We start from the raw sequence: 11,738 nt of genomic DNA on the forward strand, positions 1-11,738 counted from the left end.
ATCACTCGAGATCGCGACCCAGGAGAAGTCCGACGCCGGACCCGGAGTCGAACTGCTCGGGAAGTCGTTTGAGGACATCGAACCCGCGTTCGCGGTAAAATCCTCTGGCAGCCTCGTCGTCGGAGTGGACGGTCACGCGGAGTTGTTTGGCCCCGTTTCTCACAGCCCGATCCCCAACGGCTTCGAGTAATCGCGTCCCGATTCCGTCTCGCTGGTGGGCGGATACGACCGCGAGTTCCGGGACATATGCGACTGTGCCAGGAGTCAACGCCAACACGTAGCCGACCGGCTGATCACGGACCGCGACCAGTGCCAGCCCGGCCCCATCGAGGATGGCAGTCAGTAACTCCGGGGCCGGTTCGGACAGCGTTCGGTTCTGGATCGACCGCACTGCCGGCAGATCCGCGTCCCTGGCAGTCCTGATCCGTACCGAAGAAGCGGCGTCAGTCACACCAGCCCCACGCCGACGGCAAGCGCGCCGCCGACCACACCCGCTGCCAGCGTGGCCAGGAAATTCACGCCCTGGTTGCCCAGCCAGCGGTCTTCCAGCGTGGCCCCGAGCACGCTGTCGACGGTCATGCCCACGAATCCGCTGGACACGATGACTCCAGCACCTGGCAAGCCAATCGTCTCGAATGCGACCAGCGCGATAGCCGCGATGATCGTCGCACCCGAAATCCCGGCGAGTTCGCCCTGCCAGGTAACGCCGCCGTCTGTGCCCGGTTCGACTCGTTCGAGCGTCGTGATCAGCCGCGGCTTGTCGTAAAGCCCGCCGAACTCACTGGAGAGGGTGTCACTCATCGCCGCCGCCACCGACCCTGCGAACACGAACAGAAACACGTCCGGTGAGAGGGTCGTCAGTCGGGGACTTGCGGCGGCCGCCAATACGGCCCCAAGCGCAACCAGCGAGTTCGCCAACACGTTCCCGCTGCCGCGTTCCCCCTCGTTCTCCTGGGCGACCCCGCGGCTGACTTTCTCGTCGTATCTGAACTTGCTGGCCAGCCCGCCGCCACCAAAGAAGGTGATCAGCATGGCGAACCAACCGTAATCCCCGACGACGATCGTCAGCAGGCTGAGGAACACGCCCGTCAACATGCCCGGTAACGACGCCGTATCCAGCGCATACGAAACGTACCCGAGCGCGATCGTGATCGCGAGCGCGAGCGCGATGCCAGTCGGCGTCACCGAGAGTGGGAGATCGGCGAACAGCCACAGGAGTAACCCGATCGAGATGAGCACGAGCGGATCGTCGCGTTCGAACAGGACCGAACGGAGAAGTGCACCGAGTAAGGCACCGCTAACGGCTAGGAACACGATCACAGGCATTGCCGATTCGGTCCCGACGATCGCCCCCGCGGCAAGGTGTCCGAGAACGCCGGCGATCGATCCGGCGGCAACGAACCCGGTCGTCGATCCCACGGGATCGGCTCCCAACTCGCGAGCGACGTGGCCACCGAGATTGCCAACCCCGAGGACGAACGCGGCCATCACCGGAACGGTAACCGGCACGTCGAACTGCAAGGCGAGCAGCCCAAGTGCGGCGATAGAGAGTGAAAACCCGGCCAGACCGTACAATCGCCCGTCTCGTCGATCGCCGGGGCGAGCGAAGAGTTCGAAGACGAACCCGGAGTCGATGAACTGTAAGGCGGCGGTCGCGAGCGCCAGAAACGGGACTATCCCGAGGACCGTCGCGGCCGCCGGCGGCAACTGGCGAGCGGCGAATGGGATGAGGAGCGTCCCCGTCCCGACGACGGCGAACGCTCCCGCGCGTCGGACTGCGGTCGTCACTGTCGGCGGTTTCCCCGAGAGCTACTTACCAGTTCCGACCCGTACTCGACCATCGGCGGACGTATTGCAGAATTGTCGAGTTGCCAACACTCTGCCAGTCGTTGATCCCGTGACCTTCTTGTCGACCCGGCGAAAAGCCGAGCTGTGGGACTGTACGACCGCTACCTCGCCGCTCGCGTCCGCTACAGCGACGCCGACCTGCCCGAGCGCGTCGCGATCGTCCTGACCGAACGGGACTTACTGGAACAGGGAGCCTACGAGACACTGCAAGCCGTCTTCGAGTGGGCCATCGAGTACGGCGCCGAGCAGCTGATGGTCTACGTGAGCGTCCTCGACGAGGGGGCCGTGCCGACCCTACAGCGTGAGCTCGAAGCGATCGACGCACCGCGACCGGTCGCCGTCCGTGGCCCCGAGGACGACCAGCGAGCCCAGGCCCCGATCGCCATCTCGATCGGCCTGGGTGGGAAACACGAGTTCGCCACCGCCGTCCGTCGACTCGCACGCGAGGTCGAGGCCGGCGACCTGGCACCGCAGGACATCGACGAGGACGAGATCGAACGCCGGCTCGTGTTTCCGACCGAACCCGACCTCGTGATCAAGACGGGTGCCGAACGGCTCTCGGATTTCATGATCTGGCAGTCGGTGTACTCTGAGTTGTACTTCACTGACGTCAACTGGCGGGACGTTCGCAAGCGAGAGTACCTCCGGGCGATCCGTGACTACCAGCAGCGACAGCGCCGATACGGACGGTAATCGGCGTGCTGGCCCAACGCGGATACGAGAACACCGGCAGGTGACGTCGAAGCGCCTTTAGTCGGGACCCGTAAACGTCCGGTATGGGCGAGTCGTATCAGGCGGTCGTCTACGACCTCGATGGGACGCTGGTCGGCCTCGACGTCGACTGGGCGGTCGTCACGCGCGAGGTCGCCGATCGTCTCGAATCCCGGGGCGTGGCGACGGCAGACGTCGATCTGTGGACACTCCTGAAACGAGCCGACGCCGCCGGCGTCGGCGACGTCGCCGAAGAGGTGATTTCGGCCCACGAACGCGTCGGCGCCCGAACGTCCGATCGGCTCGCACTGGCGGACGAGCTACCGCTTGGGGTGCCGGTCGGGGTATGCTCGTTGAACGCCGAGTCCGCAGTCCGTACGGCGCTGGACCGCCACGACCTGGCGCTGGCCGTCGATGCCGTCGTCGGCCGTGACACTGTCGCGACCCAGAAACCCCATCCAGAACCGCTGCTCACCGTCGTCCGTCGGCTCGGGGTCGACCCGGCCGAGACGCTGTTCGTCGGTGATTCCCGAACGGACGAGACGACTGCCGAGCGCGCCGACATGCCGTTTCAATACGTCACGGAACGCCTGTCGGAGTAACGCAGCGCCGAGTGGCCCCGTCGCCGTGACCTATCGCCGCCGGCGCGCGTACAGATAGACACCGATCGCCGTCAGGAACCAGACGACAGCGCCGACCCGGACGGCAAAAATCGCTTTCTCATTCCAGGTTGGGACGGTGACTCCAAGGGAGGCAACGGCAACGATGGGTGCACCGACGACAATCGTGAGCGCGAAGGTGACCTGCATGACCCAGCCGTAGTCGACGCCCGCTGGGTCGGTACTGTCGATACGGTCGGGCACACGAATCGCTGGGGCCGGCCGGCCCTTGCGTCTATCGGTCGCCCGGGACCCGAAGGCGTAAGACCGAGCCGCGAGTGGCTTCAGGATATGCCAACCGTCAGGGACGTTCGAGGAATGGCCGGCGATGAGCCGATCACGATGCTGACGGCCTACGACGCCCCGACCGCCGAGCTGGCCGAGCAGGCGGGCGTGGACGTGCTTCTGGTCGGTGACAGCCTGGGTAACGTCGTGCTCGGGCACGATACCACACTCCCCGTCACCGTCGAGGAAATGCACAGCCACACCGCCGCGGTCGTCCGCGGGACCGAGGAGGCACTGGTCGTCGCCGACATGCCGTTCCTCAGCGTCGGCGTCGAGGAGAGCGAGTCGATCGAGCACTGCGGGCGCATGCTCAAAGAGGCCGGCGCGAACGCAGTCAAAATCGAGAGCGGGCCCCACACGGTGGAGTTGACCGACCGCCTCACGGACCTGGGAATCCCCGTCATGGCTCACCTCGGGCTGACGCCACAGCACGTCAACCGTCTGGGCTACACCCGCCAAGGGACGAGCCAGGACGCAGCCGACGAGATTCGTGACCTCGCCCGCGCCCACGCCGAGGCCGGCGCGTTCGCGCTGGTGCTTGAACACGTTCCGGCGAACCTCGCGGGTGCTGTCACCGATGCCCTGTCGATCCCGACAATCGGCATCGGCGCTGGCCCCGATTGTGACGGTCAGGTGCTCGTCGTCGACGACGCCGTCGGGCTGAGTGAATCGGTCCCGCCGTTCGCCGAGGCCTTCGGGGACGTCCGCTCGGCCTACACCGACGCCATCGGCGACTACGTCGAGGCCGTCGAGGACGGCTCGTTCCCCACCGAGGAACACAGCCACGACGAATCCTCCCTCGATTTCGACTGAATTCGGTGTGAACCGCATTTCTACCGTTAGTCTGTTACCCCCGGACACAAGGGGCATATTGGCGATAGTTTTATATACCCCTAGAGCTAACTCAAGGTTAGCATGACACTCGAACAGCAGACGGTTGGGGACGCGGAGATCCGCCGGTTCGATTACGACGACGCAACGACGTTCGTGGCTGATCTCGGCGACGGGGCCGCCGTCGACGTGGTCGGTGACACGGCGATCGTCGTCACCGACGGTAGGCAATACGACCTCTCGTTGCCCGAAAATCAGGACGCAACAGCGTTTATGAAAAACGGCGTCCTCACTATCGAGGTGAGCCCATGAGACTCACTGTCAAGCCGTTAAAACAGAAAGACGCCGGCCGCGGTCTGGCCGCCGTCGATCGCGCAGCGATGGACGAGATCGGCCTGGAAAACGGCGATTACGTCGTCCTGGACGGGAACGGTGGGCGGGCAGTCGCTCGGGTCTGGCCGGGCTATCCCGAAGACACCGGCGAGGGGATCGTCCGGATCGACGGCCAACTCCGCCAGGAGGCCGACGTCGGTATCGACGATCGCATCGACGTCGAGAAAGCTGACGTCAAGCCTGCCCGATCCATCTCCGTCGCCCTCCCCCAGAACCTCCGGGTTCGTGGAAACATCGGCCCGCACGTCCGCAACAAGCTCTCTGGCCAGGCCGTTACGACCGGCCAGACCGTCCCGTTCTCGCTGGGACTCGGCCCAGTCTCGTCGGTCGGCGGCCAGAAGATCCCGCTGAAGATCGCCGAGACGGATCCTGAGGGAACGGTCGTCGTCACCGACCAGACCGAGATCGAGGTCAGCCAGCAGCCGGCCGAGCAGATCACCGGCGAAGCACCCGAGGACGCCCGCCAGACGCCCGACGTGACCTACGAGGACATTGGCGGCCTCGACGACGAGTTAGAGCAGGTCCGGGAGATGATCGAGTTGCCGATGCGCCACCCCGAGCTGTTCAACCAACTCGGCATCGAACCGCCCAAAGGCGTTCTGTTGCACGGCCCGCCGGGGACCGGCAAGACGCTGATGGCCAAGGCCGTCGCCAACGAGATCGACGCGTTCTTCACCACGATCTCGGGCCCGGAGATCATGTCCAAATACTACGGGGAGAGCGAAGAGCAATTGCGGGAGATGTTCGACGAGGCCGAAGAGAACGCCCCCGCGATCGTCTTCATCGACGAGATCGACTCTATCGCGCCCAAGCGTGACGACACCAGCGGCGACGTCGAACGCCGCGTCGTCGCCCAACTGCTCTCGTTGATGGACGGCCTGGAGGAGCGCGGCGACGTCATCGTCATCGGTGCGACCAACCGGCTGGACGCGCTGGATCCCGCCCTCCGTCGTGGCGGCCGCTTCGACCGCGAGATCGAGATCGGCGTCCCGGACAAGAAGGGCCGCAAGGAGATTCTGCAGGTCCACACCCGCGGGATGCCCCTGGACGAGGAGATCGACATCGACGAGTACGCCGAGCGAACCCACGGGTTCGTCGGGGCTGACCTCGAACAACTCGCGAAGGAGAGCGCGATGAACGCCCTCCGGCGCATTCGCCCCGAAATCGACTTAGAGGCCGACGAGATCGACGCCGAAATCCTCGAATCGCTCGAGGTGACCGAGACGGACCTCAAGGCAGCGCACAAGGGCATCGAACCCTCCGCACTCCGGGAAGTGTTCGTCGAGGTGCCCGATGTCTCCTGGGAAGACGTCGGTGGCCTCGAGGACACGAACGAACGCCTCAGAGAGACCATCCAGTGGCCCCTGGAGTACCCGCAGGTCTTCGAGCAGATGGACATGCAGTCCGCAAAGGGCGTGCTCCTGTACGGCCCGCCAGGGACCGGCAAGACGCTGCTCGCGAAAGCCGTCGCCAACGAGGCCGAGAGCAACTTCATCTCCGTGAAGGGGCCGGAGTTGCTCAACAAGTACGTCGGGGAGAGCGAGAAGGGCGTTCGTGAGGTCTTCAGCAAGGCCCGCGAGAACGCCCCGACCGTCATCTTCTTCGACGAGATCGACTCCATCGCGGGCGAACGTGGGACGAACATGGGCGACTCGGGCGTCGGCGAGCGCGTCGTCTCCCAGTTGCTGACGGAACTGGACGGCCTGGAGGACTTAGAGGACGTCGTGGTCATCGCGACGACCAACCGGCCGGACCTCATCGACGCCGCACTCCTGCGGCCGGGCCGACTCGACCGGCATATCCACGTGCCCGTCCCGGACGAAGAAGCCCGCCGAAAGGTCTTCGAAGTCCACACGCGCGACAAGCCCCTGGCCGAGAACGTGGATCTGGATGACCTGGCTCGCCGGACCGAGGGCTACGTCGGGGCCGACATCGAGGCGGTCGCCCGCGAAGCCGCCATGGCAGCCACCCGTGAGTTCATCCGGAGCGTCGACCCCGAGGATGTCGACGACAGCATGGGGAACGTCCTGATCAACGCCGAGCACTTCGAGACCGCGATGGACGAGGTCGGTCCGAGCGTCGACAACGACACCCGCGAACGCTACGAGGAGATCGAACAGCGCTTCGACAAGCGTGAAAACGAGCTCGAAGAGACCGAAACGTCCCGAACGTTCCAGTAAGGGCCGCTAACGCCACTACTCGCCGCCGTCCGCCGCCTACGATTTCTTGATTTCGACGCCAGTTGCCTCGGCTGCAGTGACACGCAAGTCCAGATCGGCGAGATACTGGCTCGTCCGTTCGGGCACTGGCAGCCCGGCCTGGCGACGCGCGCGAAGGATCGGCACCGCCGATTGCAGGTCTTGCACGGTCGAGAGGGTGGGCGACGGCGCGAGCACGTCCGCCGAGAGTTCCGCATCCGTGGCCCGCTCGACGATCGTTTCGACCATCGGCTGGCGGTCGATCCCGTCGAAGTCGAGCGTGTCAGTGAACCCCGCGTAGTAGATCCCGCCGGCCGCTGCCGGGCCGACGACGACCGCGCTGGAGCGGAGTTTCATCGCCGCCTGATCGATCGTACTCCGGGTGGCAAGCACCGCCGTCGGATCAAGCACTGCGACCGACGATTCGTCTTCTTCCTCGAGTAAGTGTGTCACCGTGTTCCCCATGCGAGCGGCCGGCGTCGAGCCGACTTGTGGCTCGAATCGTCCCTCCGAAGGGTCATCGAGTCCGGGAACGACCGCCTCGCGGACTGGTCCCTCGCCGTCGCCATCCGTCGACGGATACGTGACCAGCAGCGACGCACCGCTTTCCTCGATGACACCACAGACGTCCTGCAGTGCTCGCCGGTACAGCGTCGCTGCCTCCGCGTCAGTCAACGGCGTCGCTGTGGCGAGAGCGGGAAGGGTCTCGCCGGGAACGGGCCGATCGACGCGCACCACGACAGTAGCCATACATCTCTTTCAGAGGGACGGCCCCTTGAACGCGCCGCTCGTGACAGGCCCAACGCGCTGGCGCACGTCGCTCCGGTCGGTGTCCAACCGCGATCATGTGACCTAGTATCATTATACGTTCGGCCTGCGTAGACCTCGGTCAGGATGCAAGTATCGGACCTGATGGCCACCGATGTCGTGACCGTCGACCGAGACGCGTCGCTTCGGGCAGCTGTCAGGGAGCTACTCGAAAACGAGGTCGGGTCCGTGATCATCGTCGACGACAAGGGAAACCCGATCGGAATCGTCACCGAATCCGACGCGCTCCGGGCTGGCTACGTCACCGAGAAGCCGTTCGACGAAATCGCCGTCATAGATCTGACCCACCGACCAGTTATCACGACAAAGCCGTCGTCGACGATTCGGTGGGTCGCCAAACAGATGGCCGACAACGACGTCAAGAAAGCCCCCGTGATGGACGACCTCGAACTGGTTGGCATCATCACGCTGACGGACATCGTCTGGCACCTCTCGGACATCCAGGCGGAAGCCGGCGAACTCGCCGGTTCAGAAGAAGACTGGAACCTGGATTGATCGAGACGCGCGACACTCACTTCCGGCGCTGGCCTTTCGTCTGTCGGTAATCCCGACCGAGTTCGGCAGCGAAGTGCGAACCGAACCCGTCCAGTTGTGCCTCGCTGGCCTCGCCTGGCGGAAGCATCGGGAGAATTTCGAAGCCACGGCCCCGGATCGTCGTCGCGTGTTCGACACCCACGTCTAGCTCTTCTGCACTCCGGGTTGTGTACTCGAAGGCGAGTGCGTCCAGGGCGACCTGCCCGACGGCGACGATCAGTTCGGGATTGATCATCCGCAACTCGGCGGTTCGATACCCCTCGCAGTTGCGCGTTTCGTCGTCGGTCGCCTCGCGATCCGGGTGGCGACACCGCGTGACGTAGGTCAAGTAAATGTTTTCGAGATCGGGTTCGGTACTGTCCGGCGGCGAGTCGCTGAATCCCAACTCGCCGAGGAGGGTCTGGATCGTCTCGCCGGTTTCGTCGCCCGTGAACGGGACGCCAGTCCGATCAGGTCCGGCAGTGGGTTCCGAGCCGAGGACGACCACGTCGGCTTCGACGTCGCCATAGCCGTGGACGACCTGCTCGCGCGTCTCGACGAGGGCCGGACAGTTCTTACACTCCTCGTCCATGCCATAGGGATTCCGGGGGTCGGGCGCGTGGGCTGTCATAGGACTGGACTAGTGGGGCGCACTCAAAACGCGACTGGTCGCGGCGACGAGGCCCGCCTGTGGGCACCCAGTTTAAGTCCCAGACACACAACTGTAGTGACACAGATGACCGATTCCGGGGGCAGCGCGACGAACGGCGGCCAGGAGGATGCAAACTGGTATCGCCAGCTTGTCGAGCTGTCGCCCGACGTGACGACGATCCTGGATTCGGAGGAGAGAGTGACGTACGTAAGTTCTGCTGTGGACCGGACACTCGGATACAGTCCGGACGATCTGACGGGCGAGCTGGTCACGGAATACATCCATCCCGCCGATCGTGATGCCGTCGGTGAGACGATCGACGGACTGCCGGTCGATACCGGCGATCCTCAGACCGTCGAAGTCCGCCTGCGTCGGGCCGACGGCTCGTGGCGTTGGGTCGAATCGAGGGTACTGCGCGCGCCCGAAAACGTAGCCGGGAAACTCATCGTGACCAGCCGCCCAATCGCTGGGCGTGAGGCCCGGGACGCCGAGACCACCAAAGAGCGCATGGAGATGGCACTGGAGGGGGCAAACCTCGGGATCTGGGACTGGGACATGGTGACTGACGAAGTAGAACGCGACGAGTTGCTGACCGAGATGCTCGGCTACACGCCCGCCGAGATGGGCGAGGGCCTGGCTGACTGGGCGGAACTCGTCCATCCAACGGGAAAGCAGCGCCACGACAACGCCCTGGCCGAACACGTCGAAAAGCACACGCCGTACTACGAATGTGAGTACCGCCTGCAGACGAAGTCTGGCGACTGGAAGTGGGTCCGGACGGTGGGGAAAGTGGTCGAACGGGACGACGATGGGACGCCCGTGCGGGCCGTGGGGATCCACCAAGACATCGACGATCGCAAGCGGGCCCAACTCGCGCTCGAGGAAGAGCGAGCGATGTTCACAGACGGCCCGGCAGTCGTGTTTAAATGGGCGGACGCTGAAGGGTGGCCGATCGAGTACGTCTCCGAAAACGTCGAGAACGTGTTCGGGTACGCGCCCGGAGAACTCCAGTCGGAGGGCGTCCAGTTCGCTGACCTCGTCCACGAGGAGGACCGCGAACCGCTCGTCGAGGACGTCGCCGACCAACGGGCGGGTGGGGGCGACCGCATCAATCCCGATCCCTACCGGGTCGTGACGGCCGATGGGGACGTTCGGTGGGTCCTAGAACACACGAAGACGGTTCGGGAGGGAACGGGGAACGGCTATTTGCTCGGCTATCTCGTCGATGTCACGGAACGTAAGGAACACGAGCACGAACTCGCAGCGCGCGAGCGGAAGTACCGCAACCTGTTCGAGGACACCCGCGACGCGCTTATGATCCTCGATCGGGACGGATTTGTCGATTGCAACGAACGGACCCTCGAGTTGTTCGGCCTCGATTCTATCGCAGCATTCGTCGAATACGCTCCGTGGGAACTCTCCCCTGAAAGACAGCCCGATGGAACAGATTCGAAAGACGGTGCGCTAGCGCACATCGAACGCGCCTTCGAGACGGGCGAAGCGTTCTTCGAGTGGACGCACCAGCGGGCCGATGGCACGGCGTTTCCCGCCGAGGTGAAACTCAGCCGCTTCGAATACGAGAGCGAGCCAGCCCTCCACGCACTGGTCCGTGATATCACCGAGCGCAAGGAGTACGAACAGCGTCTCGAAACCCAACGCGACAACCTCGACGTACTCAATCGCGTGTTGCGCCACGACATCCGGAACGACCTGCAACTGGTTACGGCCTACGCCGAACTCATCGCCGAGGAATCCGACGACGAAACGGCCCGAGACTACATCGAGACAGTCTTAGAAGGTGCCGAACACGCAGTCGAACTCACGCGGACGGCCCGGGAGATGGCCGACGTGATGCTCTCTGCAGCGGACGAAATCGAGGAGATTGCCCTCCGTAGCGTCCTCGAAAGTGAACTCGAGGAGGTCCGGTCGGCCTACCCCGACGCCGTCTTCACCGTCGACTCGGATGTCCCCGCCGAAACGGTCCAGGCGGGCAGTATGCTCGCGTCGGTGTTCCGGAATCTGCTCAAAAACGCTGTCCAGCACAACGACAAATCTACCCCCGCAGTCACCGTCTCGGCGACGACCCGAGCGGAGACAGTCGTCGTTCGTATCGCGGACAACGGCCCCGGCGTCCCACCCGAACAGCAGGACACCATCTTCGGCAAGGGAGAGACAGGGCTGGAGAGTTCCGGAACAGGGATCGGACTGTATCTGGTCAAAACACTCGTCGAAAACTACGGTGGCTCCGTCCACGTCGAGGACAACGAACCGGAGGGTGCGGTGTTCGTCGTGGCGTTGCCGAGAGTTACCTAATTCTCTCAACACGGTACTACCGTGTGAGTGCGACCGAGTCACCTTCTCCGCCCTAAAGGGCGGAGCTTGTCGGTGGACTCCCGTTCTGGCCGAAATTACTCGGCAGGCGAATACTCGCCATTCACGTTCAGCGTCCCCGACTTCAGGGCGAGGTGACGTGTCGCCCCTCCATGCGGAGACTTTTGCCCCGCACGGAGCATTTTGAACCCGATGTTCTTCGCCGTAGCCAGATTCCAGGAATCTGGCTGCCCGTCAGGTCGCGAACGACCTGACGACCGCATTGTAGTCCGCGTGCACTTCGTAGCCGCACTTTTGGCAACAGAACTCCGCTTGCGACGGCCGATTCTCCCGAAGCGTCGTCCCACACTTCGAGCACCGCTGACTCGTGTACGCTGGGTCTACCTGTGTCGCTTCGATTCCCTCGGCCTCGGCCTTGTACGCTACGTAGTCGTACAGGCGTCGGAACGCCCATGCGTGGAACTTCTTTGCTCGGGGCATCCGCTCGCG

Annotated in this window: 12 protein-coding genes and 1 pseudogene; 7 read left to right on the forward strand and 6 right to left on the reverse strand. The window is 64.2% G+C overall.

Annotated features, from left to right (window positions below; genetic code table 11):
* Position 1: 1 nt before the first annotated feature.
* Together HZR20_RS07920 and HZR20_RS07925 are read right to left on the reverse strand one after the other, a co-directional pair.
* Complete coding sequence (locus HZR20_RS07920) at positions 2–451, reverse strand: GNAT family N-acetyltransferase (protein WP_181686041.1); 450 nt, start codon at positions 449–451, stop codon at positions 2–4.
* Positions 448–1,788, reverse strand: coding sequence for a DUF92 domain-containing protein (locus tag HZR20_RS07925; protein ID WP_181686042.1), 1,341 nt, complete (start codon positions 1,786–1,788; stop codon positions 448–450). The genes HZR20_RS07920 and HZR20_RS07925 overlap by 4 nt, the downstream gene beginning before the upstream one ends.
* Before the next feature lie 144 nt (positions 1,789–1,932).
* Between HZR20_RS07925 and HZR20_RS07930 the strand changes: the two genes are divergently transcribed.
* Both HZR20_RS07930 and HZR20_RS07935 read left to right on the forward strand, forming a co-directional pair.
* Positions 1,933–2,541, forward strand: coding sequence for an undecaprenyl diphosphate synthase family protein (locus HZR20_RS07930; RefSeq protein WP_181686043.1), 609 nt, complete (start codon positions 1,933–1,935; stop codon positions 2,539–2,541).
* An 83-nt stretch (positions 2,542–2,624) separates the two neighbouring features.
* Positions 2,625–3,161 (forward strand): HAD family hydrolase, encoded by a 537-nt coding sequence (locus HZR20_RS07935; RefSeq protein ID WP_181686044.1) that lies wholly within the window; start codon positions 2,625–2,627, stop codon positions 3,159–3,161.
* Between the two features lie 30 nt (positions 3,162–3,191).
* On the opposite strand, the gene HZR20_RS07940 is transcribed toward HZR20_RS07935, so the two are convergent.
* Entirely contained in the window at positions 3,192–3,422 is a 231-nt protein-coding gene (locus HZR20_RS07940; protein WP_181686045.1) for a DUF5822 domain-containing protein, read from the reverse strand.
* Between the two features lie 87 nt (positions 3,423–3,509).
* Here HZR20_RS07940 and panB point away from each other — a divergent pair, with 87 nt between their 5' ends.
* The 3 genes from panB to HZR20_RS07955 all read left to right on the forward strand — a co-directional run bounded on the left by panB (position 3,510) and on the right by HZR20_RS07955 (position 6,907).
* Positions 3,510–4,316 carry a 3-methyl-2-oxobutanoate hydroxymethyltransferase gene (panB, locus tag HZR20_RS07945; protein WP_181686046.1) on the forward strand — a complete coding sequence of 269 codons (807 nt, stop codon included), beginning with the start codon at positions 3,510–3,512 and terminating at the stop codon, positions 4,314–4,316.
* A gap of 102 nt (positions 4,317–4,418) precedes the next feature.
* Positions 4,419–4,646, forward strand: coding sequence for a DUF7127 family protein (locus HZR20_RS07950; protein ID WP_181686047.1), 228 nt, complete (start codon positions 4,419–4,421; stop codon positions 4,644–4,646).
* A complete protein-coding gene (locus HZR20_RS07955) occupies positions 4,643–6,907 on the forward strand; it encodes a CDC48 family AAA ATPase (RefSeq protein ID WP_181686048.1) in 2,265 nt (754 codons plus the stop codon). The genes HZR20_RS07950 and HZR20_RS07955 overlap by 4 nt, the downstream gene beginning before the upstream one ends.
* Before the next feature lie 36 nt (positions 6,908–6,943).
* Here the strand turns inward: HZR20_RS07955 and HZR20_RS07960 are convergent, their stop codons facing one another.
* Positions 6,944–7,675 carry a DUF2064 domain-containing protein gene (locus HZR20_RS07960; protein WP_181686049.1) on the reverse strand — a complete coding sequence of 244 codons (732 nt, stop codon included), beginning with the start codon at positions 7,673–7,675 and terminating at the stop codon, positions 6,944–6,946.
* 144 nt (positions 7,676–7,819) lie between these two features.
* On the opposite strand from HZR20_RS07960, the gene HZR20_RS07965 reads away from it, so the two are divergent.
* Positions 7,820–8,248 carry a CBS domain-containing protein gene (locus HZR20_RS07965; protein ID WP_181686050.1) on the forward strand — a complete coding sequence of 143 codons (429 nt, stop codon included), beginning with the start codon at positions 7,820–7,822 and terminating at the stop codon, positions 8,246–8,248.
* Positions 8,249–8,264: 16 nt separating this feature from the next.
* On the opposite strand, the gene HZR20_RS07970 is transcribed toward HZR20_RS07965, so the two are convergent.
* Positions 8,265–8,897, reverse strand: coding sequence for a uracil-DNA glycosylase (locus tag HZR20_RS07970; protein WP_181686051.1), 633 nt, complete (start codon positions 8,895–8,897; stop codon positions 8,265–8,267).
* A 105-nt stretch (positions 8,898–9,002) separates the two neighbouring features.
* Here HZR20_RS07970 and HZR20_RS07975 point away from each other — a divergent pair, with 105 nt between their 5' ends.
* The gene (locus HZR20_RS07975) at positions 9,003–11,231 is read left to right on the forward strand and encodes a PAS domain S-box protein (protein WP_181686052.1); all 2,229 of its coding nucleotides are present in this window, start codon (positions 9,003–9,005) and stop codon (positions 11,229–11,231) included.
* A gap of 95 nt (positions 11,232–11,326) precedes the next feature.
* On the opposite strand, the pseudogene HZR20_RS14870 reads toward HZR20_RS07975, so the two are convergent.
* Positions 11,327–11,738, reverse strand: a pseudogene (locus HZR20_RS14870) (zinc ribbon domain-containing protein); the annotation flags it as partial.

It is taken from the genome of Halorhabdus salina (assembly GCF_013839425.1).
Classification (GTDB): domain Archaea; phylum Halobacteriota; class Halobacteria; order Halobacteriales; family Haloarculaceae; genus Halorhabdus; species Halorhabdus salina.

What these genes read in the sequence shown, in the direction of transcription:
- HZR20_RS07935 (WP_181686044.1), top strand. Translation starts at nt 2,625, where the DNA reads ATGGGCGAGTCGTATCAGGCGGTCGTCTACGACCTCGATGGGACGCTG.
- panB (WP_181686046.1), top strand. Translation starts at nt 3,510, where the DNA reads ATGCCAACCGTCAGGGACGTTCGAGGAATGGCCGGCGATGAGCCGATC.
- HZR20_RS07950 (WP_181686047.1), top strand. Translation starts at nt 4,419, where the DNA reads ATGACACTCGAACAGCAGACGGTTGGGGACGCGGAGATCCGCCGGTTC.
- HZR20_RS07955 (WP_181686048.1), top strand. Translation starts at nt 4,643, where the DNA reads ATGAGACTCACTGTCAAGCCGTTAAAACAGAAAGACGCCGGCCGCGGT.
- HZR20_RS07960 (WP_181686049.1), bottom strand. Translation starts at nt 7,675, where the DNA reads ATGGCTACTGTCGTGGTGCGCGTCGATCGGCCCGTTCCCGGCGAGACC.
- HZR20_RS07965 (WP_181686050.1), top strand. Translation starts at nt 7,820, where the DNA reads ATGCAAGTATCGGACCTGATGGCCACCGATGTCGTGACCGTCGACCGA.
- HZR20_RS07970 (WP_181686051.1), bottom strand. Translation starts at nt 8,897, where the DNA reads ATGACAGCCCACGCGCCCGACCCCCGGAATCCCTATGGCATGGACGAG.
- HZR20_RS07975 (WP_181686052.1), top strand. Translation starts at nt 9,003, where the DNA reads ATGACCGATTCCGGGGGCAGCGCGACGAACGGCGGCCAGGAGGATGCA.